Below are 25,499 nucleotides of genomic sequence, written 5' to 3'. Positions count from 1 at the left end.
CGACCTTACGCTCAGGGCTTAGGAGACCCGCTCTCCCTCCACGGAAGCACGCTGCATCTTTCGGCGCTGGGGAAAGTAGTCGGCCACCGCGTAGTGTGAGGTGCAGCGGTTGTCCCAGATCGCCAGCGTACCGACGCGCCATCGCAGCCGGACACAGAATTCCGGCCGTTCGATCTGGCGCAACAGAAACTCCAGCAAAGCGTCACTTTCATCGGCGTTCAGGCCGTCGATCCTGTCCGTGAAAAACCGATTGATAAAAAGCGATTTCCGACCTGTGCGTGGGTGGGCCCTGACCAGCGGATGCGAGATAGGTGGAAATCGCTCTTCGAACTCCTTCTTTTTCTGCTCGCCGTTTTCCCAGCGGGCGAAGATCCGCGCGTAGTACTTAAGCAGGCTGTGGGTACAGGTCATCCCGTCGAGCATCGATTGGAACCGCTCCGACAGCCCCTCATAGGCCGCGTAGTTGCACGACCACATCGTGTCACCGCCGCCCTCGGGGACTACCAGGGCATGAAGAAAATGCAGACCGGGCGGCTCAGGCAGCCCCGTCATGTCCTGGTGAAAGGTGTTCAGGTAGGGAGGCCGATTTTTGTTGGTCTCGATGATCAGCAGTTCCTGGAAACGATCCGCCAGCGCCGGCTGCACAAACGACTCACCAAAGCGACGGGACAGCGCAACCAGCTGGTCGCCGGAAAGATCCTGGTCCCGAAAAAACAGCACGCGATGCTCCAGCAGGCCCTCGTCGATTTCGGCAATGAGCTCATTGGATAGATCGTCGGTGAGATCAATCCCGGTGACCTCAGCGCCGAGCACCGCCACGCGTTCAAATCGGAGGCTTTTTCCCATCGCTGTATTGGAACAGACAATCGAGCGGGGCGGCTACCCTGGACTGCGTCGGAAAACCGCCGACCGGCAGCACAGGCGGGATTTTTCATGACGTCGCTGCCGACCTGAGAGACAATAGCGCTCCGGCGAGCACTGAACTCCCAGCAACCCTGGCATCGAGTACGGAGAAAACGCGATGTTAAAGCAACACCCCACCTTCCCAGGAATTAACGGTCCGGTCCTGATGGTGGTCATGGACGGTATGGGACTGTCGGCCAATCGAGAAGGCAACGCAATCTACCACGGCAATACGCCGACGCTGGATCGGCTCCTGGCCCAATATCCCAACACGGCGCTGAAGGCCCACGGTACCGCCGTAGGCATGCCCAGTGACGGCGACATGGGCAATTCGGAGGTAGGCCACAACGCCATGGGGGCTGGCCAGGTCTACGAACAGGGTGCGGCGCTGGTCAACCAGGCCATCGCCAGCGAAGCGCTTTTCCAGGGGCAGCCCTGGCGAGAGGTGATCGAAAACAGCAGGGACCACGATTCCACGCTGCATTTCATGGGTCTGTTCTCCGACGGCAACGTCCACTCACACATCAACCATCTGCAGGCGCTGATCCAGCGCGCGAAGCAGGACGGGCAGAAACGGGTTAGGGTACACATCCTGCTGGACGGGCGCGATGTCCCAGAGACCTCCGCGCTGGAATACGTTGAGCCCTTCGAGCGATTTTTGGAGCAGGTGCGGGAGGTGGATTTTGATGTTCGGATCGCCAGCGGCGGCGGACGGATGAACATCACCATGGACCGCTATGAGGCCGACTGGAGCATGGTTGAGCGGGGCTGGCAGACCCACGTGCTGGGTCAGGGGCCGCAGTTCGAGTCTGCCGCCGAGGCCATCACCGCGTTGCGCCAGCAAAAGCCTGGAGTGATCGATCAGGACCTGCCGCCGTTTGTGATTGCGGAAGACGGGAAGGCCATCGGTCTCATCGAAGACAACGACAGCGTGGTGTTTTTCAATTTTCGCGGTGACCGCGCCATCGAGATCAGCCGCGCCTTCGTAGAGGAAGATTTCGAGGCGTTTGACCGAGTCCGCTTCCCGAAGGTGACCTATGCGGGGATGCTGCAGTACGACGGTGATCTGCAGCTCCCGGAGCGTTTTCTGGTGTTCCCACCGGCCATCAAAGAGACCATGGGGGAATACCTTGCCGCCAGCGGCGTATCGCAGTTTGCCATCGCGGAGACGCAGAAGTTCGGGCACGTCACGTATTTTTGGAACGGCAATCGCAGCGGCAAGTTTTCCGATGACCTGGAAACCTACGTAGAGATCCCGTCCGACGTGATTCCTTTCGAACAGCGCCCCTGGATGAAATCTGCTGAGGTAACCGACGAACTCATCAGCCGGTTGAGATCCGGCGAGTATCGATTCCTGCGGGTGAATTTCGCGAACGGGGACATGGTTGGGCATACCGGCGACTTCGCGGCGACCATGATTGCGGTGGAAGCGGTAGACCTCGCCCTGAGTAGGGTGCTCAAGGTTGTGGATGAGATGGGCGGAGTCGCCATTATCACGGCCGACCACGGCAACGCTGACCAAATGTTTGAGCTGGACAAAGCGGGCGAACCGAAACGAAACGACGACGGCTCGTTCAAGTCAAAGACCTCCCATACCCTGAACCCAGTGCCCTTTATTCTTTACGACAACGTTTCCGATGGCGCCGTCGGGCTGCGGGAAGACGCTGGTTTCGGACTGAGCAATCTCGCCGCTACCGCGATCAACCTCCTGGGCTTTGAAGCGCCGGAGTCATGGGATGTGAGCGTGCTGGAGTTTAGCTAGATTCCCGAGTAGTAGAGGGTGAAATCAGCGACCGATGTCTTCAGTTTCTAATGTCATCGACATCCGAATCCTCCTGATAGACCCTGCAAACGAGATACCCAGCCCTCGGAAGGGGGAGCTGCCAGCACGGGAATGCCCATGCGCCTCGTCCGTCGGGTTCGCGCTACGGATGGCGTTCGAGATACGCCGTATCGAGTGAAATGATTTGTGGGTTTTCCAGGATGGTCCCATTGGGATAGTCCTCGCCTCTTGCGCTGACTTCCAGTATCGCCCGTCCGATTGACTCGGCGGCAACCGCTGCTTTGATCGGGGAAAGGACGGCGTAAAGCAAGCGATGGCCGAGGTTTGCCTCGGCCTCGGTCGGCAGGATGGCGGACGGCCGATAGGACACCACCCGGACGTTTGAACCGGCAGCAAGATTAGCCAGCTGCGATTCCGCGTGCGCTTTCTCTCGAGCCCACATCATGCGGGATTCGGCCTTAGCACCGCTACCGCTGACGTAGTGGAACGAAGCGCTGGGCTTTTGGCTCACGGCCATCCACTCCGTCAAGAACCGAGAAGGGTAGTCCACGTGGATTTCCCGGTACCTCTGCTCATCGACACCCCTCGAACTGATACCAATCGCCCAGAAAACCGTATCGACGTCGGCGAGCGAGTCGAGAAGCCCGGCATAGTCCAGGTAGTCTTTGTGGATGGTCATGGTGACTCTGCCGGTAGCAACGCCCGCTTCGATACGTGGTGATGGTCGGCGGGTGATCACCCGAATCGCCTTCACCTTGGGATCGTTGAGCGCTGCCTTGAGCAGGCCGTCTCCGATCGTTCCGGTGGCGCCAAAGATTGCTACGGTTCCGTACATGCCTGTGTCGAGCTCATCGCCGTGATCAAGCGTGGCGTTTCCCGCACGCGCCAAGAAAAGGCCGAGTTAGGCGAGGGCGACAACGACCAAAATCCCAATGAAAAATTTTCGCATGCGAAGACCCGTCGGCAAGCGGGTGCCTCCAATCAATCCAACGATGGCAAGTTCGCGTTAACCGTCCGGCGCCATCGCCGCCCCGGTCGTCACCGGCAGCCCCATCGACGTCCAGCGCAGAATGCCCTCATCGATGACAGCGGTTTTCTGGTAGCCGAGTTCGCGGAGGTTGTTGATGACAAAGTCTGAGGCGGCATGGGGGCACGCGCAGTAAGCGACAATCCACGTGCCGTCGTTGGGTAGATTCTCTCCCGCACGCTCCTTTTCCCGGTAATAAGGCATGGGCACAGCGCCGGGGATATGACTGCGCTGCCAGGCTGACGCGGGACGGGTGTCGAGCAAAATGAACCGTTTTTTCTGCTCCAGTGCCGCGACCACCTCGGCCGCAGGCACGTAGCGATCCTCCCGCAGCGTGAAAGTGGGCGTCTCGCCCTCCGGGTTCAGTACGTACTGATCGGGTGAGGGTGGGCTCACAAGCTTCGGTGGGTTCGGGCTCCAGCCGGAAGACTGACTGCGCAGGTAGGCCACCACGTTGTCGATCTGTTCGTCGCTGAGCACATCCGAGAAGCTTTTCATCGGCGTGCCATCGCGGCCGTTGACGACGGCGTAACGCAGAAACTGATCGGAGGCGTGGGCGAGCAGGGCCTGATCGCCAAGCGAGGGCGCGGTGACACCCTGGCCCGTTTCACCGTGGCATTCGGCGCAGTTTTCCGCATAGATCGTAGCGCCTCGCGCGGCATCCCCGGCAACTGATTTGCTGGACAACTCGATGAACTCAACCGGTTCTACCTGGGCCAGCCAGACCGTCAACAGCCCGATATCTTCCCGGCTTAAGGGCCCGCCCATTTCTTCACTGTAGCCTTCCATCGCGGTGTTTGCGCGACCCCAACCGATGGTCATGTAAACGAAGTTGGGCAGCCCGGTGCTCAGGAGGGATTTTGATCGAAGGGATGGGGCGTGATCGGCAGCATAGCCCTCGCGATCCTTGCCGTGACAGAGCGCGCAGTAGGTTTGGTACATGTTTTCGGCACGCTGAGTGTCCTCTTCGCTGAGTGCCGGTGGCTCCCAGGCCGCCTGGGCAGCACTTCCAGCCACTAGAGCAACGACAAGAAAAACTCGACTCCACACCTGTTTCATTCAGCTTGCTCCGGTTCTCAACGTGTACCGTCGACCACGTTATCAGATCCCGCTTCGGTTAGGTGGTTGGGGCTGCATTCGATGACTCCGCTCTTTGAGGATTGGTCGATCTGTCCGGGGGGTCCGTCGACATTTCCACAGCCCGTTTGGCTAATGCGTTTTGCTATAGCGATTTGCCGTCAAACAACGGAGTGCATAACCGTCATGCCCGACTTGCGCGCGTATAGAGGAGAAATAACTCGATCCTTCAATCGGCTAACAACGACATGGCTTCTTGTTTGCCTACTGGCCTTCGCCTCGGGGTCGGGCGCCAACGAGGCCTATGCGGGCTTTAAGGCGCCACCCCTGCCCATTGAGTCCGAGCCGACTCTTCCGAGAAAAGGCGTCACCGTGCATGGGTTTGAGCTGGCCTACGTCGAGGCGGGCCAGGGTGACCCGATCCTGTTTCTGCACGGTGTTCCGACGTCGTCCTATCTTTGGCGGAACGTCATGCCGCATCTGGAGGGGCAGGGCAGAGTTATTGCTATGGATCTGCTGGGTTTTGGCCAATCCGCGGCGCAGGAGTCAGCGATGACGTTCGAGGAGCACTATGAGCTGGTGGCTGGGTTCATCGCCGCACTGGGCCTGGAACGCCTTACGCTGGTCATGCACGACTGGGGCTCAGCGCTCGGCCTGCACTATGCTCGTCTGCATCCAAACAAGGTTCGCGCCATCGCCACGATGGAAGCGATTGTAGCGCCCACGATGCCGGCGGATAGCTACGATGCGCTGCAGCCCGGTTCTGCGGCCTTTTTCCGGCGAGTGCGGGCGCCGGTCAGTGGCCCGCGGGAAATCATCGAGGAAAACTATTTTATCGAGTCCGCGCTACCGCAAGCGGTCGTGAGGCCGCTGACCGAGCAGATCCACAATCACTACCGAATGCCGTTCCGCACGTCGGAGTCTCGCAAATTTCTCGCGAGCTGGCCGGCGATGATGCCGATCGGCGGCGTTCCGACGGATACGAAAGCCGTGGTCTCGGCCTACAACCAGTGGCTGGAGCAGACCGATATACCCTGGCTTTTTCTCTATGCGCGCCCCGGCACGTTGAATCCGCCGAGCACCGCCGATTACTGGGTCGGAAAGGCCAAAAACATCGAGGTGACGTACATCGGTGCTGGCCGTCATTTTGTGCAGGAGGACCAGCCGTACGCTATTGGACGAGCGCTAGCAGATTGGTACCGACGATCGCGCTAAGAGAGCTTGGGAAGTCTGTTCGTTGGGAAGGGCTCGTACCGGCGCCCGACCATACGTTCCGCAACAGGAGACGACCGAACATCGCTCAATTTGCCAAAATCTCGTACGTGACATCGGGGCTCTCTGATCCCAGACCGTCTTAGGCCTTAGCTACCCTTTAACACTGCCGTTCGGACCTGGCACCGTGTGCGGAACCCTTATGATTAGAAACTGCGATTACCGTTCGCAGGCTGCATCGCCGCAGCGATACAGACGAACCGTGGACGACGTGTTGTCCTCGTAGGCGATGATCGGAAAACCTTCCTCAGATAGCGCGATGCTGGTGGGGCCGGCCAGTACGGTACGCTGGTCGAGGCGCCGGGCGATGCCGCTGCTGCAGTTGCTGTCCAGGCAGTCGTAAAGCTTGAGATCGCCGTTGGTGTTGTCGATGTAGCTCACAATCGGCAAGCCGCCGGGCCGAACCACAATGCTGCTGAATCCGCCGACGTTGCTCAGCGTATCCAGGACAACGTCTGTGCCAAAAGAGCAAACGAAGTTACTGCAGCGGTAGGCCTTCAGCTGGTCAAGGGTAGAGTCGTAGTAGGTGACGATGGGGAAATTGTCTAACTTGATGGCGATTGCCGTGAACAAACCGACGTTGCCGTCGCTATCGAGGGTCCGAGCCGCACCGGCGCTGCAGGTGCTGCCGTTACAGGCGTAGAGTTTCAGTCGGTCGTTGTCACCGTCGTAGTAGCTGATGACGGGAAACCCGTCCACGCCGATCGCGACGCTCGACTGAAAGCCCACGGACGCGGTGGCGTCGAGCGTCCGGGCCGTGCCGATGGTGCATGTGGAGTTCGTGCAGTCATAGACGTTTAGGGAGTCGGTGACTCCGTTGTGGTAGCTGATGATGGGGCGGCCGTTGTTTCTAACAGCGATACTGGTTGCCTGGATGGCGGTTCCCACGCCGGCCAGTTCTCGTGCCACGCCTGTCGTGCAACGCGCGTCGGCACAGTCATAAAACTTAAGCTGATCACCGCCGCTATCGATATAGCTGATCGCCGGCAGACCGTTGGCCCGCAGGGCCATATCGGAAAAGCGGCCGACCACCCCGTTGTTGTCCAGCGTGCGAGTTTCGCTTGCGCTGCAGACGTCGTTGAGACAGTCCAGGAGACGCAGGGCGGTGGTCAGCCCGTCGTAAAAGGAAACCAGCGGACGGTTTCCATCGCCCACCACCACAGCAACCTCACCGCCAAAAGTTCCAACATTTGAGGTGACGGACCGGGCAAGCCCATAGGGCAATCCGACGCATTGCACCGAACTATCGGCGTTAACGCCTGCGAGATAAGTGTCCGCAGCGCAGGAGCCGCGAACGCGCAGCTGGATCTGGTCCGACGCGACGTCAGCGGCGCCGAGACTACCGTCAACCACCTGCGCCGACGAAACCGAGTTGGCCGCAAGCTTTGCCTGGGTAATTGCTCCGTCCTGGATCGCTTGTGTACCTACCGCTGCCCCGGCCAAAGCCGGCGCGCCGACAGCGCCGCCCGCGATTTCGGCGGGCCCCACGGCGCCGTCGGCAATCTCAGCGGCGGAAATCGCGTTGGTTGCCACCATGTCGGCATGGAGCGCATAGGGGACGGCGGTAACCTTTTGCCGCGGCGTGAGCCCGGTGTAAGGTTCGCCGGGTCCCGAAGCGGGGCGGACGGCGATGTCCAGCCATAGCTGGGTGCCGTCGTAAGGCGTGTCGCCAAAATCCAGCTCCACGATGAAGGTACCGTTCAAGACGTTAACAGAGTCAATCTCGAACGGAATTCCAACCTCGGCGCCGTCCGAGGGCGCGTCAAATAAAACAAAACGGAAATCAAAGTTGCCGTTGGCGAGCTGGCCGCCCGACTCCAGCTGCCCCTGGTAGGTAAAGGTGCTGGAAAGCTGGGCGATCGCGTCGAAGCTCAGTCCCGCGAGCAGAAGGATGGTCAGTAGTGGTTTTGGCATGAGGCTTCCTTGGGATACCAGGCGTCGACTGACAGGTCACGGCCGATCAACGAATAACAAGGTCATTTCTAACGTGGTCTGTTCGAGAAGATTCTACGCAGAAGTCGGTAGAAAACGACAAAATCCTTGAGTCCTGATCCTCGAGTGGAGCTCATGCCCTGATCGCTGCGCTGGTCAAGCCCGCGAAACAGCCGATAAAATTTTGGCGTCGAAGCCGTCAGAGTCAGACTAGTGAGGCACAAATGGTTAGCCGATAGGCTTCATTCATCTGACCCCGCAAGTCGGGCTTTGAGTCAAAGTTGAGGCGGCGACAACGGGGTAAGCAACGTCGCAAGGAGTTCCGTAACCGCCAATAACTCCCTGTCTCGATCACGCTTTCCATCGAGCGAAACCGCTAGCGGCAATCCCTGACTGCTTAACGCTATCGGGAGCACCACGCCTGGCTGTCCCGCAAGCGCCCCTGGGCTAGAATTTTCGTCGTTGACGAAAATAGAAACGGTCTTGCCGTCGATCGTGGTTTCCTGAGGGTTTGGTGGATTGGCCGGCGGCGCCGAATCGGCCGTTGCCGGAAAAATCAGTGCTGCCACCCGATGCTGCCGAAAATAATCGTCGTAGCTCTTCTGCATGGCCGGCCGAACTTCCTCAATAGCGGTTCGGTAGACGGCTTCCGGAATAGCACCTGGTGCGTTCGGCATCACAAATTCATCCCACAACACCTTGACGTCCCAGCCGAGCGACTGATGCAACGTTTCGATGCTTGTTTCAGGGGCCCAGCGAGACAGAAACGCGGTCACCGCAGGGTAGGTTTCATGAAACAAAATGGGGTAAAGGCCCGCGTCAGTCAGTTCTCTTGCCCGCGGAAGGTCGGCGCGTACGAGCGTCACTCCTGCCTGCTCTAAGCGCCCAAGAAACTGCTCAAAGGTTTTCCGCATCTCCTGGCTGCTGCTGACCTGAAAATACGTTTGCGGCACTCCTAGCCGCAGGTTCCTAAGGTTTAGCTTCGGCAGCTCGGAGAAATCGTCAGCCAGTACGGAGTCGATGAGCGTCAGATCCTGGGGAGAACGCGCTAACGGCCCAACGGTATCCAGCGTCGGTGCGATGGGCCAAACGCCGGACAGGTCGTAGCGTCCGGTGCTGGGTCTAAATCCGTAGAGTCCGGTGAATGCGGCCGGCACTCGAATCGATGCGGCCGTATCGCTCCCGAGCGCAATCGGAACCATCCGTGCCGCGACGGCGGCCGCGCCTCCGCCAGAGGAGCCGCCGGCGATGCGCGCGGAGTCATAGGGATTCAGCTGTTGACCGTAGTGGGCGTTGTAGCCATTGGATCCGTATGCCAACTCCTGGTTGTTGTTTTTCCCAATGATGATCGCCCCGGCAGCCAGCAGTCGATCGACAAGCGGGGCGTTGCGCTCAGCCTGATAACCCGAAAAATGAGCAGTGCCAAAGGTCGTCGGGAGGTCTCTAGTAACGATGAGATCCTTCAGAGCGATGGGAATACCAAAGAGCGCGCCCTGGGCCTGGCCGTTGGCCCGCTGCGTATCGGCCTGCCGGGATGCTTCCAGCACCGCCGCTCGGTCGACGGCTAGAAACGCATTGAAAGACTGGCTGTGCTGTTGGGTCTGATCCAGTAGATTCGTAGCGTAGGCCTCGACACTCAGTTGCCCAGAGCGCAGCAGAGGCAAAGCCTCGCTGGCGGTCAACTCCGTCGGATTCAACGCGGGTTCAAGCGTCTGATTCTGAGCTGAGCCGCAGGACGCTAGGTGCAGGGCAGCGGCAGCAATGACCAGCAATTTGGACCACGGCAATCTCTGCGGTGAATACTCGGTCACGCGCCCACGGAATCGACAAACTGCATCACCCGGTTGGAGAACTGATCGGGAAATTCCATCAGCATCAGGTGATTGCCCAGCGTAAAGTGATTGGCCGACGGCTGATTCTGCTCGATCCAGCGAGTCGCCTGCACCGACCAGTCCTCCCGAAGAACATGGAGTATCGGAAGCACATCGTCCAAGCTTCTGAGTAGATCTGTGAAGTCATATCGGGTTGCATCCTGCAGCAAGTCAGCGGCCTGGGTCGCCGTAAGCGTTTCCGCCGCATCGACAAACCTGTCGACCACATCGCCAGGCGGCGGCTCCACGAAACCGCTCACCATATAGTCCCGGAAAAACCCAAGAAAACTGCTGCGGACGAGGCTAATCAGTCCGGCGACTTCTTCCTCGGAACCTTCGCCCCATGCATTCTCGTCGCTTCGGATGATTTGAGGAGATTCGTCGACCAGGACGAGTCCCAGGACGCCCTCGTTTCCATAGGCTTGCACGTAGCTCAGAGCATCGTAGACGCCCAGCGACCAGCCCACCAGCACAACCTGATGCAGGCGGAGCAAACCTATTAACTCCGCGAGGTCGTCACCGTGCTGGCGGTAGTTGTGACCATCACTGGCTGCTGAGCTGCGGCCGTGACCTCGAGGGTCGTACATCACAACACGATGATTTTTTGCCAGGTAGGGAAGGGCTGGTCTGAACACCTCACAGCTGTAGGCCCAGCCCGGGATCATCACCAGGCACACACCTTCACTCCCATGTTGCTCGACGTAGAGCCGCGTACCGTCGCTTAGCGAAACATGTTCGCCCGCCGTACTGTCTTCAGAAATCGACATTGAACTCCAGGCCAACCGTACGCGGTCGGGAAACCACAAACCGCGGGCGCCCGGGCGTTTCGGCTGCCAACGATCGATTGTCGGCCAGGTTGGCAATGTCGTTGGTCAGGTTACGAATGAAAAACGTAAACCCATACCGATCATTGGCCAGCCGGAAGCGTAGGTTGGCAAACTCATACGAGTCGCGGGGGCGCTCGATGGAATTGACTCGACTGATGCTGTCGTCGACGTAGCTAAAGTCTCCGTTGACGATCAGATCGAACGCGCCCCAGGCGTTGGGCACCAGATAGTCAAAGGCGGCGGAGGCCGTGATTTCCGGCACAAACTGCAGTGCGTCACCGTCTGAGTTGAGTGCACCCCCAAAGGTTGTCTCGGTAAATTCGGCATCGGTATAGCCAAAGTTCAGCGAGAGGCCCAATCGGTCGGTTGGGCGGGCGGTGTATTCGATTTCCACGCCTTGGCTTCGAGCCGCGCCGAAGTTTCCGACAAACTGGAAGCCGCAGGTCAGCTGAACAGGCTGTTGGATATCCTCAAAGTCAATATGGAACAGCGAAACGTTGAGCCTCGACCAGGTTGTCGGCTCCATTTTGAGACCAATTTCGGTACTCACCAGATCATCGGACTCAAACTGTGATGTGTCGACGCCTTCAAGCCCTAGGTCGATGAGGTTCTGCGGGCAGCCCAGGGAATCGGGAATCAGGCCATTGGCGCCGCCGATGCGAAATCCCTCGGCCACAGAACCATAGAGGTAGGTACTGTCGCCCAGCTCATATTCCAACGCCGCTTTAAAGATAAACCCACTGTCAGTCTGACCGCCAGTTGTTGCGGCGATTGTGTCCAGGCTCGCGTCGTTGGCCAGGGGTACGCCCGCCGCCAGCCCCGCCTGACGCTCGGAAAACTCTACCTGGGTGTCAAACCAGCGCGCACCAAACGTCCCAGTCAACCGGTCGTTGAAGTCGTAGGTTACTTCCCCGAAGACTCCGAGCTCCTCTACCGAGCTCGGCCGATTCGACGTAAAAACCAGGTCGCCGAAAGGCCAGATGTCTTCGATAGGGCCTGGGATCCCGAGTGTCGTTTGCAGCAACCGGAAGTTGTCTTCAAGACCGGAAGCGATGTTTCTCGGTTGAAACGCCTCGTCGTCGTCGGTGTCCTGATAAAACCCACCGACAACAAAATTCATTGGGCCCGAGAGATCGGAAGCGAAACGAAATTCCTGAGTCAAAGACTCAAAATTCAGCGTTTGGAAGATCGGCGAGGCAACGGGTGTGACCGGGATTACGTCGAACAGACCAAAGCCCCCAAACTCGCCGGGAAGCGCCTGCAGGAAGTTGATAAATGAGCCCGACCCCTCGAATTCGAAGGTTTGGCGATCAAAGTAGGACGTTGCCGACACAAAACTCCCCGCCGAGAAGTCCTTTTTCAAATTGAGCGTCGCCAGATACCACTCGTCTTCGCCCCCCTCGGGAGTGTCGAAATCGCGATTCTGGGTGAAGTTGTCCGGATCTATGTCGGCCAGCGGAAAGCCGTCCAGTTCGGTTTTCTGGTACATCAGCCTGGGCGCAATCGACCACCCGCTGGTCGTCTCGATGAGAAAACTGGCCTGGGCTGCCAATGTGGTTCGGTCATCGACGTCGCGGCGGACCGAGCGCGGGGATCCATCCAGCGTCGCCGGAGCACCCAAGTGATCGGGTATGGTGCCGACGGCACGATCAAAGGCTCCCGCATTTTCCTCGTAGAGAATCGAAAAGATGGCAGCTGCGGAGGAAGACAGAGGCACATTGGTCGAACCCGAGACAACGAAGTTCAGATCGGAAGACTCGTCGGTGCTGGATAAGCCTGTGCGCAGCCGGCTCTCGGAGACATCGAATTGCGGCTGGCGCGTTATCTGACGGATCGTTCCGCCCAGCGATCGTCCGCCATACAGCGTTCCCTGAGGGCCTCGGAGTACTTCGATTCGCTCTACCTCCAGAATTCTGGGGTCGATGGTCTCAGTGATCGGCGTATCGTCGATGTAAAAGCCGGTTGTATTGCTGCCTTGTATGCCCCGCAATGAGATAGAACGACCCGACAAGACGCCGTCGGTAGCCGCACCAAAAGACAGGTTGGGAATGGTTACCGCGTAGTCGAAGAACTCCGTCATGCCGCGAGCCTGAAGCTCCTCGCCAGAAATGGCGGAAATACTCAAGGGGATGGTCTGCAAAGACTCAGTTCGCTTGGTGGCTGTCACGACGATTTCTTCCAGCGCGTTCTGCGCAAGGCTCGTCTGAACCGCCAGCACACCGCCAAGCAGCACCAGCATTCGCACGCTTCGTGCGTTGTGTCGTTTAAGCTTCAACATGGGGCCCTCCAGAAAAATACGCGACGCTACAGGGTAGCTCGGGCAAGTCGCATCAGCCATAGGAATGTACTCCTAGAGCTGTTTTTGCAGTCGACTCAGACGAACAGCTGACGCAGGAGGCTAGTGCGGTTGTGAGTCCGAGTCTTCTGATAAATCTCGGTGAGGTGGTTGATGACGGTCTTGCTGCTGATGCTGAGCAAAGCGGCAATCTGAGCGTTGGTAAGGCCCTGCTCAACAAGATGCACAATTTCTTCCTGGCGTGCAGTCAGGCCGAAATACCGTATCCGGTCATCGCTGGATATATGAGTATTCGGATTCAGAACGGTAATCAGGATGTTGCGGTCGCCCTGTTCCGCGTCAATCACGGCGACCCGAACCTGATCTTTGGGTGACAGGTTGTCGAACATCTCGAGATGGCTGATCTCATGGTCCTGCAGGCAATTGCGAAGATGAGAAACCAGACGGCCAGGCAGGGCCTCTTCGACGCAGGCTCCGGCCTGGCGGGTCAGGTCTCGCAGTGCGGTGCTGTCCAGCACGCCCAGGTTGCCCTGGGATTCGAGACAAACCAAACGCTGGTCCAACAGCAAATAGCCCTGAATGCTGGAAGACTGGAGAAGAAGGTTCTTCAGCCGTTGCTGGCGTGCAAGCTCACGTTCGCGCTGCCGATACCTCACCGCCGCGGTCAGGTACGGACGGATAAGCCGCACCATCGTGTGCTCGGCGTCAGAATAGAATGTGTGGCCGTGCCGCCGATGGAGGCCCATAAGCCCGACCGGAGCTTTAGAGCTTCCGAGACCAAAAATCATGCTCTCATGGACCTTAGCCGGCCTGAGAAAGTCCTGGTAATACTCAGAATTCATGAATTCGCGCTGGCTGCTGACTATCTGAGCAGTCGAGATCGAAGCCTGCTCTCCCCCCGATTGTTTCAGGGCGAACGCTTGGTAGCAGGGGTCCAAATGATGGTAGTGATCGCTGTAGCGAGTCGAGTGTACGTTGTCTAAACCAAAGGAAATGGAGTCTCCCAGCCGGACCTCGCCGCCGGTGGACTCGAACTCCAGAAATACGCCGGACTTTGAGTCGAAAGCGCGCAATATTTCTTTGGTCATAATCTCAGAGAAGTCGTCCTCGCAGACGCATTCCTGGGAGAGGTGACCCACCCGAATTACCGATTTGAGCTGTTGTCCAGTTAGAAGGGACATGCTCCGATTGTAAGAGCTCTGCGTTTATGGAGGCAACGCGTTCCGTAGTGTCAAAAGTGGCTTTCACCAAAATCAGAGACGCGCCTTGGAGTCGAGAGAACAACCTATGGCCACGTTGTCCAATTTTTCCTGCTATATGACCTGACGGACACGGCATGCTGGTGCTAGCATTTTTGCATGAGTTCAAGACAACCAAAGCGAATCGGCTTTCTTGCCTTTGACAACGTGCAGGCACTCGACCTATTTGGACCTATCGATGCGTTCAACGAGGCGAATGACCTCAACAAGATAGGCTTACAACCCTATGAGATCGTCGTCATCACCCATGATGGAAAGCCGGTGGGTATGTCGAACGGTACGCGCATTGAGCCTCATACCTCTACTTCAAATTGTCCACCACTGCACACGCTGGTTATTCCGGGCGGCGAGGGTTCAAGAGCGGCTTCCTTCCCCGAAGAAAATGTCGATTGGATCAGGGAACAGGCGCGTTACCTCAGACGCTACGGCAGCATCTGTACCGGTTTGTACATCCTGGCAAGGACCGGGCTGGCCGATGGAGAACGCGTCGCGACTCACTGGCATCATGCCGACGACATTCAGCAGAAATTTCCCGCTCTAAGGGTCGACCGCGGCGCGTTGTTCGTCAGAACGGGTCAGCTGTTTACGGCAGCAGGAGTGAGTTCGGGCATTGACCTTGCGCTGGCCTTGATAGAGGACGACCTGGGTCCGGAAGTTGCGTCCGACGTCGCGAGGCACCTGGTGGTGTTTTTGAAAAGACCCGGTGATCAGCGCCAGTTCTCGACGGTGCTTCAAAGCCAATCTGCCGGGAGCCGAGAGTTTTCGGAACTCATCGCGTGGATGGCGGACAACCTCGCGCAGGGGCTTTCCTCTTTCATGCTCGCCGAACGCGTCGGTTTGAGTGAGCGACAATTCCGCCGACGTTTCTCGCAGCTAGTCGGAGAGACACCAACGCAACACATCGAACGCATGCGCGTCGAGGCGGCATCTCAAGCTCTGTTAGGAGGAACGGCCCCAATCGATCGCATCGCTCGCGATGTGGGGTATAGCAACGCCGACACGTTCCGGCGTGCTTTTGAGCGCCTCCTCGGCACCGCGCCCTCGGTCTATCGCGAAAGATTTGGCAAATGCGTGACGTAAGAACAATGACGTGGCGAGTGTTGCTCGCGACTGCGCTAATGATATGCGGAATCTCGGCCCTTGTTCTGCAACAGCGGGGAAACGACATCCTTGGCACCGCCCTTGCCGGGCAGGTTGATGCTGACGAGCGAATGGATGCTCCGGGTTACATACTCAGCGTCTCGCGCGGAGAGGAGATCATTCGTGAGGAAAGCGTTGGCGCGGCAAATATCGAACAGGCGACACCGATCACAGATCGCACGATTTTCCATCTTGCATCGCTCTCCAAACAGATCACCGCCGCAGCGCTGGTCCACGCTGTAAAGGATGGAAGAGTCAGTTTTGACGATGCCGTGGCCCGGTGGGTTCCAGCGGCCGCGCACTATGGCCAAGACCTTACCATCGCCCATCTTGCCTATATGACGAGTGGACTCACCGAATACACCGCAGTGCCGAGGAAATCCGGACAACCGTGGACGACTTTCCACTACTTCACTACGGACGATGCCATCGAAGCGAGCCTATCGGTACCAGATCTCCTTTTCGCGCCAGGAACGGCTTGGCAGTACGCCAACATCAACTACATGCTCATCGCACGAATCGTTGCGGAAGCCTATGACCAACCGTTTCGCGAGGTGGTTCGGCTGAAGGTGTTCGAGCCTCTGGGAATGGATCACTCGATCGTCAACGACGACGTTACTTCGGTGATTCCACAGCGTGCCAACGCCTATCTGCCGCGCTCATCTGAGGCCATACGGGAGTTAACGCAGCATGCGGGCATCCAGGTAGCTCCAGGCGACGCACTGATGACGATTCGCAGAAACTCGCCGCATTATGGTGGCAGCGGCGTCATGAGCACCATGAGTGACTGGAGGAAATGGCAGGCGGAACTACTCTCGCATGACGTCTTCGGTCAACACTTCTGGTCTTTAATGAAGAGGCGCCGAACCTTTCATCATGACAAGACAAACGATGCCTTGGGTCTTGTGCATGGAGTTCATGGCGGCCAACCGTCGCTGTGGTACTCGGGAGGCGACATCGATACATCCACATTCAGTGTCGCGTTCCCCAAATCGGGCATCGTTATTGCTTGCTTCTCCAACAATCCCATGGACAGCTGCGAAGCGAAGGTGAACGCAGCGATTGATGATGTGTTGGCTGATTAGGGAAACGCTAGATTCATGCTCCGATTTTGTGAGTCAGGTTACCGGTGCCTATGGCCTGGGCCTAGCTGCTCAGCTGGCGGAGATGCTTGAACGTCTTGGCGACAGCGGCTAGGGCTGGAAGAGCAAACCAGGTACTTAGCGCTCCGGCAGCGAGCAGCGTCCTAGACCTACGGGAGCTGTCGTTCATGGGCCGCACCGCCATCCGCTTTCAGGACGCCCGAAACATCGATTATGCGGTGTTTGCTATAGCGTTCAGGATGTCAGTTTCGTGGGTACGCGATGTGTACTTTTTCACTCAAGTGCTGAGTGATCTCCCGCCGCCGTGATCCGCTTTTTTCCGGCGTCGCGCTTCAATAACTGGACCCACCAGGATTGTCGATGTGACGAAGTTTGGAATAAGTGCAATTGGGAGCTGCCTGTTGCTCGGCAGCGTGGCCATCGGCGCGCAACCGTTTACGATCCGCCCGCTGCTGTTGGACGGCGATCCGGTGCCAGACCGGGCAGGGGTTCAGTTTGAATCGCCGGAACGTTACGCCATTAACGGTCGTGGCCAGGCGGCGGTGATCGTGAACGCCGGCGGCATTCGCGGACTTTGGGCGCAGCAAACACTCGATGGGCCGTTTATGCCGCTCATCGAAGTTGGTGACGTGGTGCCCGGTACCGGTGGATCTGTGGCTGAATCCATTGCCAGCCAGCCCCATCCGATCTCAGAAGCTGGACTTACAGGAATCCGGTTTCAAGTTTCAGGCACGGGCGTTAATGGCAACAGCAAAAACGCCATCGTGGTGGCCGACATCGAGACGGAGACCATTAGCGCCTTTGGTGTGTCTGGCGATCCGGCGCCTGGAATCAGCGGCGGGGTTTTTGATCTCACTCAGTTCCTTCCCTTTCTCTCCGACGATGGTGAGATCCTCTTTTCAAGCTCCATATTCGACGGCGCCACGTCCGATACGGACGCCCTGTATCTGGCTTCCGCGCTGGATCAACAGCCTACGCTGGTCAGTCGAACCGGCGATCCGGTGCCCTCCATAGGCGCTGGTGCAACCATCTCACAGGTCTTTGACGGCGTGGTTCGAGGGCCAATTCTAGCCTTCTACGGTCAGTATGCTGACGGCGACAGCGAGTTCCCAGGCATCTGGCTGGGTGGCAAAGGCCGCGGCGAAGCCGAGCTCGTCATCGCCGACGGGCAGGAAATCCCAGGCCTGGAGCCACCTCAGTTTTTCACTGAGCTGCTTTTTGGGCGACTGTCCTTAGAGGCCGACGGTTCGCTTCTATTCTTTGCCGCCGTAACTGATAACGGTAGCCCCGCTACGAGGCGCAGAGGCATTTTTCGTCGTTCTGCGGATGGCGTACTCTCGGCCCTTGCGCTTGAAGGTGACCCCGCCCCCGGAATCGCCGGGGCTACCTTCCGATCCCTTGGGGGCTCTGAGTTCTCGGGCAACGGACACGTGCTGTTCAATGCCCTGCTGGAGGGCCCGGGTATCAGCTTCGAACTCGAAAACGATAACTCGATCTGGCAGTACTTCGACGGTGAGTTGACTGTGCTTGCCAGGGAGGGAGATCAGTTGCCCGCCGGCTACCGAGAGGGCCGTTTCAGCCTTGCCAACGCGCTTGGGCAGATCGCCTCCAGCGGAGGTACGGGAACCATTTCCCGCCTAAGCGCGAGTTTGCCCAATAACCAGTGGTTTGTGGTGCTTGAAAATGGCGATGTTCTTGACGTGCGCGGGGAGGCTCGGGTTGTGAGCCTGGTCGATACGCTCGGCTTCGCTACGCGCGGGGGCTACGACGGCTTCGCGCCAGATGGAAGACTGGCCTTTAACCTGCGGTTTGAAGACGGCACCTCGGGCATATTCACCGCAGACCTCAACCTCGTGCTGTTCGCCAACGGGTTTGAGCTCCCATAAGTTACCAAGGTTAGGTCTCGAAGCTGTTCTTATAAAGAGTTGATTGAGGCTGTAAATCGTGTGTGTAGGGCAAGGTCCGGAAACTGTCCGGCACTGAACTTACCGAGTCAAAAGGTCGCCGTGGTGTGACGCCGCTAGTATTTGAAAGTAATGCTGAAAATTGGCTCCCCGGGACGGGCTCGAACCGCCGACCCGCTGGTTAACAGCCAGTCTAATTGACTTTAACTGATTGTTTTTAAATGTATTATGGCGAGGCGTTCCGTTGCGTTTTGCATCACAGTTCATAACCATGCGCTACAGGTATCGGCAAAATCTCGTCAGTGATTTTGCGACCACTTATGTCATTCGTCTTACCGCCATTTAGATGGAACTGAGGCGTTCACCGGCGAATTTTATAATTCCGGAAATAACCGACGCCAGGTCCTTAGTGCGGTCCAGGCGTTCATGGCTCGATTTGCGAGGGGTTCGGGCAGGGTCGCAGCAATCGTAGGCCGAAGCTGTCTAGTGCTCCGTGGGACTTCCATGTGGGAATTCCAGATTGGAATTTCAGGCCTTTTCAGATGCGTCCGAAATTACGGGGCAGAACCCGGGTAAAGGGCTTTATCGTAAATTGTCCCGACAAATATACGTAACTCCTGCGAAACGTGACTAAAGTGATTAAGTCGCTCAGCCCCGCACTATTAACTGCCTTGGATCCCTAGCGCCTACTAAATCGCAATACATTCAACACTCTATGGCATGCGATAACCGAGCACGGACTATCGGCTTTGAGATTTCGCAACTTTTTCGTCCTTGCTTCGTTACTTGGCATACGACAATAGAGAAAGTTGAGGCGTTTTGGTTTGAACAAATGGCTGATCAATGGGTTTCCGAAATCACAGCTTCCGCACCCGAGCAACTCGTAATGCTTCTGCGCCGAAATCGCCGAATCTATACGCTCCCAGCCTCAGCTCAATTTGTCCGAAACATCCTCAAGGGTATACACCATCGAGTGAAAAATTGTGACCGGGCGAGATCAAACGGCACCAAGGCTGCGCTCTCTGTCGATTGCGATCGCGGTGGGGCTATCGGCGGCGGGAATTGGCCTTGCGCAGAATGTACTTGACCTGAATTCTGTTTATGACAACGCCGGTTTTGTCGTTTCCAGCATTGAAACTGGGGATCGATTAGGCACCTCAGTGGCAGCGGCCGGAGACGTCAATGGTGATGGGTTAGCCGATATCATCGTGGGTGCCTACAACGCAGCACCCAACGGAATTGGGCTGGCGGGTAGCGCTTACGTCATTTTTGGTCGGACAAGCCAGTCGAACACTGAAATTTCGGTCGAAAACTTGACCGGCAGAAACGGCTTCGCCTTGAACGGTTTCGACGAGTTCGATCGAGCCGGCTTTGCAGTGAGTGCGGCTGGCGACATCAATGGCGATGGACTGGATGATGTTATTGTCGGTTCACCCAACGCCGCGCCCGGAGGCAAATCCTACGCCGGACAAGCGTTTGTAGTGTTTGGCAAGAACTCGGCGTTCCCCCCTTCTCTCGATCTCTCCAGTCTTGATGGAAGCAACGGATTTGCTCTGAACGGGGCCGACGAGCTCGACCGATCCGGCCGCGCCGTAGGCAGGGCGGGCGACATCAACGGCGATGGAATAGACGATTTGGTTGTCGGTGCTCCCAGCGCAGAACCAGGTGGGCTATTCGCTGCAGGGGAGTGTTATGTGGTCTTTGGCCGCTCGGAGGGCTTTCCCGCTGAACTTGAACTATCTCGGCTGGATGGTAGCGACGGTTTCACACTATCAGGATTTGAGTTGGGCGGAAGCGCCTGCCAATCTGTAAGCACTGCCGGTGATGTTAACAGCGACAACTTTGATGACTTACTGATCGGCTCGCCCGGCACTGAAAGCGGAGGTTTAGTCGTATTTGGGTTCGACAATCCGTCGATCAGTCAGCTAAGTCTCGGCGGTCTCAATGGCATAAATGGCTTTTCGATAACCGACAATGCCTCACCGGGAAATCTAGGTCAGTCCGTTGGTGCATCGGGCGATATCAACGGCGACGGCATAGCAGATGTTGTATTGGGATCTCCAACGGCTAGTCCTGCTGGCCGACCTGGCGCAGGTCGCAGCGTTGTTGTTTTTGGACACTCATCGCCATTCCCCGCAAACATCGATGCGGCTGAGCTGGATGGCAGCAATGGTTTTATCGTCGAAGGAATAGACAGCGGTGAGTCCTCAGGCACCGCGGTGAGATTCTCTAGTGACGTTAACAACGACGGCGTTGATGACCTGTTGATTGGCGCACCCAATGCACCAGTTGGCGAATCCCCGCTGGCCGGCAGAACCTATGTGCTTTTTGGCAGAACCGTTGACTTTGCTCCAGATTTAGATTTGTCTGCCCTGAACGGCAGCAATGGGTTTGTTATTGAAGGGAATCAAGGTTCTCAGAAATTTGGATTTGCTGTCGCGAAGGCGGGCGACGTTAACGGCGATGGTATTGACGATTTCCTGGTAGGAGATAGGAATGACGCGTTGCAGTCCGGCCTCGCGTTCGTCGTTTTCGGCAATGGCACTCCGCTCTCCCGTACCAGCGCCGTTGACCTTCGACGCCAAACCGAGGATGAACTGGAGTCTTATGGAAACGCCCTTGATTTTACGCTGGCGGCGGCGTTCCTGGACTCTGATGAATTTGGCGGTGCGGCAATAATCTCAGACGCCAGTTCTGCGGTTCAGGGTCGCTGGCAGTACAAGAGCATCGCGGATGGTTGGGTCGATCTACCCGATGAGCTTAGCGATGAGTCAGCGCTGGTGGTCCGATCAACGGACCTGGTGCGCTTCGTTCCAGCTCCCGATTTTTTTGGGCAGGCCGGTTCACTCACCGCGAGACTCTGGGATGGGCGCTGGCGGGAACCCGGCGAAAACATCGACATAACCTCCGCTATTGGTGCGTTCGGTGGATTTTCTACGGACCCGCATTTAGTTGATATACGGCTAGAAATCCAACCGGTAAACGACGCTCCGAATTTTATAGCTACCCAGCCACCTGAAATTAGCGAGGATGACCGAGGCATTATTCTCGAAAACTGGGCCAGCTTCAGCGCTGGTCCTGAAAATGAGGCTGATCAGTTCGCTTTGCTTTACCAGGTCGAAAACATCTCTAACCCGGAATTGTTTTCCGTTCTGCCTACTATCGGCACATTGGGAAACTTAATCTATGATCCCGCGCCTGATGCGAATGGCGTAAGCAGCTTCGATGTCCGGGTGATTGACTCTGGCGGGAGCGACAGAGGAGGAGACAACGCCTCTGAGTTTCAGAACTTTACAATTACCGTCAATCCGGTGAATGATTCGCCACTTCTCATAGCCGTCGATCCACCGCCCGTCACCGAAAACGGTGGTCCGCAAATCGTACGCAATTGGGCTCTCGCTGCGACTGGCCCCATTGATGAGTCTGGTCAGGCCTTGACGTTTGCTGTAACAGGCGTAGGAGACGATTCGCTGTTCGAGGCGCTGCCAACTCTCGATGAATCCGGAAATCTCCGTTACACGCCCGCGTGTGACGCCACCGGCACCTCTACCTTTACCGTTGTCGTCAGTGACGACGGTGGCCGTGCCAACGGCGGACAGGATCAATCCGCACCAGTGGATTTTGTTATCGAAATCCGCCCCAATCTGCTATTCGCCAGTGGGTTCGAATGAGACGGTGCCCAATGGAGCGGCCCCGTCGTGTTCCGACATGCCGACCTCTAGCCGCTGACAGAGTAGCAGCCTGAGTGCTTCCTCAGAGGAATCGTGCACCGCAGGGATATCCCTCAAGCCGCAGCTAGACTTCGCCTTCAACGCTTTGTTGGTTGGGCAACAACGGAGGGGCCGGGACCAGGTGCCGGGTCACCCCGAACAGGTTTCGTTTGTGTGGCACCTGTCTGTTTCCGAAACGTTTTGAACGCAGCTGGTACTTGGTCCTGGACCCGACCGCCGGTACAGCTGGCCGAAACACTGAAATTACGTCAACCAGCTGTAGCCGAGCATCAGAAGAAGGCAGATATATTCATTTCTACACTCCGTCGCTTCATCGAGGCAAGGGGCGGCCAGCTCGAAACCTGTGTTCTATTTCCAGAGGGTGATGTGAAAATTATTCAGTTCGAGGAACGCAACGAGGACGATCGAGCAGCAGCCTTACTTGCTTGCTTAAAACGACAATGCTGCGTTCCGGTTCCTCACGATTCGTATGCTGTTAAATCCTGCCCTTGCATTGACGCACTCGATATTGGGAAGCAGCACTTCCAATTGTTTGTTCGACGTCTAATTTGAGGGTCAGGTTTTGCATTGCGGCTTCTTGGATCAGTGGGCCTTCTCGCAGCGGCGCAAGACCTCGCAGACGCTACCCCGGACACACGCGCCGCCATTCGCTGTAATAGCTGATCCCTTTTTCGGTCTGCCCGCGCTACAGGTTATAGACATGAAAAAGGAATCGCGCTGTGACTTCAGTTGGATCGACGACGATGCGGGCTTTGGCCCTCAGCCTTATCACCATATCCTCAGCATCAGCCGGCGGGTCACCGGGCGTTCTGCAGTGCCAGAACGTACGGCTGAACGCTCCGCTGGCTCCTGAGGAGGAAATCGCGGGCTTTCAGGTAGCGCTGGATGGAACCGATCGTGTGGTCTTTCTCGCCGACGTCGTACTTGACGATGAGTTCGATGCGCTGACCGTGCCTCAGGATGGCAGTGCGCCGCCCACGTTGTTTGACATCAATCGTATTCCTGGCCGTTTTTTGAATGCCTTTCCCCAGATTGCCTCGGCTACCGAACGGGCGGTTATCATCGGTGACTTTGAGACGCTGGATGTCGATGAGATTTTTAGCGTGACCACGGCCACCGGCGGTGGTCCGCTAACCAAGCTCAATTCGACGCTGGTCAACGAAGGCGACATTCGCTCATTTTCCATTAGCCCGGATGACAATACGGTCGTATACCTGGCCGACCAGGACGTTGACCGTCGAGAGGAGCTCTATCGGGTCCCTATAAACGGGGGTGAGGTGCTTAAGCTGAACGGTCCGCTCCAGACCTCACGCAGCGTGGAGCGAGACTTTGAGATTACCAGCAATAGCGAGTATGTCATTTTTCGGGCCGAAGAGATCAGCTTTGTTCGAGACCTCTTCAGCGCAGAGCTCGAAAGTGGCAATCGGGTTCAGCTCAACGAAAACGCCGACAACCGAGGCACCGTCTCGGAGTTTCAGGTGTCTCCTGACGGAACGACGGTGGTGTACCAGGCCAATCAGGAAACGGACAACAGGTTCGAGTTGTTTCGCGTGCCGGTGGCGGGCGGCACGCCGATCAAGGTCAATGGGCCCGAGGTTGAGTCGGACGTGAGGGAATACGCCATCAGCCCGGACTCATCGCTGGTGGTTTATCTAATCTCCCGGGCCTCGGGCAATACCTTCGTTGCCGAACTCTGGGCGGCGCCGCTGGCTGGCGGCACGCCCTTTCATCTAACTTCGGCAATCTCCATTAACTCTGTCAGAGGCTTCGAATTCACTCCAGACGGGTCCCTGGTTGTGTTTGATGCTGAATTCGATAACTCACGAGAGATCATGACGGTCCCGATTAGCGGAGGAACGGTGAATCGAATCAGCGGTAGCCCCGCGCAAATTGGGTTTGCCTCGGAGTTCGCCATCTCGCCAGATGGCCAAAGAGTCGCTTACCGAGCGCTGGGGTCAGACGGCACTACATCGCTGCGCACCACTACCATTGCGGGCGCCATGGACCGGTCATTGACCGGAACCAGCGTCGTGAACGGCGGAATTCGCGATTTTGAGATCACCCCCGACAGCCTGCAGCTAGTCTTCACCGGCGACTTTCTGACCGACGGCCAGCAGGAGTTATTCGCCGTGTCGCTCACCACTAGCGGCCCCGTTCGTCGTATCAACAGGCCGCTTCCCGAGGGAGCCGAGGTGAGAAGCTCGGGCGGCGACGACTTTCAGCAATCCCTTGACGGCCAGCGGGTGGTATACATCGCCGATCAGAATACCGCCGGAGTCAAGGAGCTGTTCAGCGCTGATATACGCTGTGACGACCTTTTTGCGGACAGCTTTGAGGCAACCGACGGCGGTTGATTGGCGCCGTGTTTAAGGTAAAGGTTGAGTTTCCTAAGACGTAATCCTTTCATGCGGCCAAACAGTAAGTCGTCCTGTCCGGGGCGCCCTGGCACTGCCCCCACCCTCAGGTTTTGGCCTGCCCAGTTCCTGCAGTGAAGGTCACGCTCTAACGAGGCGGCGCTGGGGGTGCCGCCTGGTACTAGCAGAATGGAGCGCTTTGGAGCACCAGCGAGGTGTCCGCGAAGAGTTTGTGTTCACGTGCAACAGTAAGCCCATGCTACGACTCAACAACTCGTCTTGGAAAAAGGCGCAGTCACGAGTGGGCCTGTCGGTGCGATTCGATGATGTCGGTGCACATTCGGTCACCGACTGCGGGCTGCTGGGGTGAGCTTTGATCATCGACAAGATCTACTGGGTCACAAGACGGACCGGATCACCACAAACTACCCCTCGCCGGACCAGGCAAAGTTGCAAGAAAGCGTCGAAAACCCTGTATTCGAAAGGCTCATATGGTACTTCGAGTGGCTCGTCACACAAAATTCACGCAATTGAACCGGTTAGAGCACCTGGAGGATTTGAGCTATCTCGTAAAGCATTGATTCTGATAAGATAATTTGGTTGAGGTGAAGGGATTCGAGCCTCTGGCCCCTGCCTCCTGAAGAAAACATCCAGTCCGTAAGTTATTGGAACGATTGATACGAAAAGGTTGGGACGCCCGTGGCATTGCACCTCGGATCACTACAGCGCTGAGCTCAATTACTCATTTCTCATACCGAGTTCGTAGGATTTCAAACATTCTTGCGGACGCTCTTCCAGGTGCAGTTGATCATTTTCTTAGCAAAGTCCACTGACCGCATGGCTCGAAACCCGGGGTAAGGGCCAAGATCGGCGACGTGCCCCCACGAAATTAAATCAGCCCTTTTGCGAGATACAGACTGCTCACGCCGTGATGGCCGGATGCAAACCAAATGGTCTCCAGGAAACTCTGTGTGATTAACTATTCTGAAGAGCATCTCTTAGAGCACTTTCTCTGGGCAT

General features: G+C 57.3%; 15 protein-coding genes. 7 read left to right on the top strand and 8 right to left on the bottom strand.

Features of this window, described 5'->3' with window-relative positions:
- Window positions 1-18: 18 nt before the first annotated feature.
- Window positions 19-846 (bottom strand): TauD/TfdA family dioxygenase, encoded by an 828-nt coding sequence (locus tag AAF358_12250; protein MEM7706321.1) that lies wholly within the window; start codon window positions 844-846, stop codon window positions 19-21.
- 175 nt (window positions 847-1,021) lie between these two features.
- Here AAF358_12250 and gpmI point away from each other — a divergent pair, with 175 nt between their 5' ends.
- Window positions 1,022-2,665 (top strand): 2,3-bisphosphoglycerate-independent phosphoglycerate mutase, encoded by a 1,644-nt coding sequence (gene gpmI / locus AAF358_12245; GenBank protein MEM7706320.1) that lies wholly within the window; start codon window positions 1,022-1,024, stop codon window positions 2,663-2,665.
- Between the two features lie 163 nt (window positions 2,666-2,828).
- On the opposite strand, the gene AAF358_12240 is transcribed toward gpmI, so the two are convergent.
- Window positions 2,829-3,575 (bottom strand): NmrA family NAD(P)-binding protein, encoded by a 747-nt coding sequence (locus AAF358_12240; protein ID MEM7706319.1) that lies wholly within the window; start codon window positions 3,573-3,575, stop codon window positions 2,829-2,831.
- Between the two features lie 117 nt (window positions 3,576-3,692).
- A complete protein-coding gene (locus AAF358_12235; GenBank protein MEM7706318.1) occupies window positions 3,693-4,772 on the bottom strand; it encodes a c-type cytochrome in 1,080 nt (359 codons plus the stop codon).
- An 81-nt stretch (window positions 4,773-4,853) separates the two neighbouring features.
- Between AAF358_12235 and AAF358_12230 the strand changes: the two genes are divergently transcribed.
- The gene (locus tag AAF358_12230; GenBank protein ID MEM7706317.1) at window positions 4,854-6,005 is read left to right on the top strand and encodes a haloalkane dehalogenase; all 1,152 of its coding nucleotides are present in this window, start codon (window positions 4,854-4,856) and stop codon (window positions 6,003-6,005) included.
- 216 nt (window positions 6,006-6,221) lie between these two features.
- Here the strand turns inward: AAF358_12230 and AAF358_12225 are convergent, their stop codons facing one another.
- From AAF358_12225 to AAF358_12205, 5 genes are all read right to left on the bottom strand, one after another.
- Window positions 6,222-7,976 carry a hypothetical protein gene (locus tag AAF358_12225; protein ID MEM7706316.1) on the bottom strand — a complete coding sequence of 585 codons (1,755 nt, stop codon included), beginning with the start codon at window positions 7,974-7,976 and terminating at the stop codon, window positions 6,222-6,224.
- A 293-nt stretch (window positions 7,977-8,269) separates the two neighbouring features.
- Window positions 8,270-9,691, bottom strand: a complete 1,422-nt coding sequence (locus AAF358_12220; GenBank protein ID MEM7706315.1) for an amidase family protein — start codon at window positions 9,689-9,691, stop codon at window positions 8,270-8,272.
- 110 nt (window positions 9,692-9,801) lie between these two features.
- A complete protein-coding gene (locus AAF358_12215) occupies window positions 9,802-10,632 on the bottom strand; it encodes an alpha/beta hydrolase (protein ID MEM7706314.1) in 831 nt (276 codons plus the stop codon).
- Window positions 10,619-12,970 carry a TonB-dependent receptor gene (locus AAF358_12210; GenBank protein MEM7706313.1) on the bottom strand — a complete coding sequence of 784 codons (2,352 nt, stop codon included), beginning with the start codon at window positions 12,968-12,970 and terminating at the stop codon, window positions 10,619-10,621. The genes AAF358_12215 and AAF358_12210 overlap by 14 nt, the downstream gene beginning before the upstream one ends.
- Window positions 12,971-13,065: 95 nt before the next feature.
- Window positions 13,066-14,169 carry a LuxR C-terminal-related transcriptional regulator gene (locus tag AAF358_12205; GenBank protein MEM7706312.1) on the bottom strand — a complete coding sequence of 368 codons (1,104 nt, stop codon included), beginning with the start codon at window positions 14,167-14,169 and terminating at the stop codon, window positions 13,066-13,068.
- Window positions 14,170-14,346: 177 nt separating this feature from the next.
- On the opposite strand from AAF358_12205, the gene AAF358_12200 reads away from it, so the two are divergent.
- From AAF358_12200 to AAF358_12180, 5 genes are all read left to right on the top strand, one after another.
- Window positions 14,347-15,327 carry a GlxA family transcriptional regulator gene (locus AAF358_12200; GenBank protein ID MEM7706311.1) on the top strand — a complete coding sequence of 327 codons (981 nt, stop codon included), beginning with the start codon at window positions 14,347-14,349 and terminating at the stop codon, window positions 15,325-15,327.
- The gene (locus AAF358_12195; protein MEM7706310.1) at window positions 15,315-16,472 is read left to right on the top strand and encodes a serine hydrolase domain-containing protein; all 1,158 of its coding nucleotides are present in this window, start codon (window positions 15,315-15,317) and stop codon (window positions 16,470-16,472) included. Before AAF358_12200 ends, AAF358_12195 begins: the two co-directional genes overlap by 13 nt.
- Before the next feature lie 419 nt (window positions 16,473-16,891).
- On the top strand, window positions 16,892-18,376 hold the full coding sequence (locus AAF358_12190) for a choice-of-anchor tandem repeat NxxGxxAF-containing protein (protein ID MEM7706309.1): 1,485 nt from the start codon (window positions 16,892-16,894) through the stop codon (window positions 18,374-18,376).
- Between the two features lie 1,001 nt (window positions 18,377-19,377).
- Window positions 19,378-22,065, top strand: a complete 2,688-nt coding sequence (locus AAF358_12185) for an Ig-like domain-containing protein (protein MEM7706308.1) — start codon at window positions 19,378-19,380, stop codon at window positions 22,063-22,065.
- 779 nt (window positions 22,066-22,844) lie between these two features.
- Window positions 22,845-24,479: an LpqB family beta-propeller domain-containing protein gene (locus tag AAF358_12180; GenBank protein ID MEM7706307.1), complete on the top strand. Its 1,635-nt coding sequence runs from the start codon at window positions 22,845-22,847 to the stop codon at window positions 24,477-24,479.
- Window positions 24,480-25,499 lie beyond the last annotated feature (1,020 nt).

It is taken from the genome of Pseudomonadota bacterium (assembly GCA_039033415.1).
Classification (GTDB): Bacteria; Pseudomonadota; Gammaproteobacteria; order Xanthomonadales; family SZUA-38; genus JANQOZ01.
The sequence above is the reverse complement of the archived record's forward strand: the minus strand, read 5'-3'. Positions and strand labels throughout refer to the sequence as shown.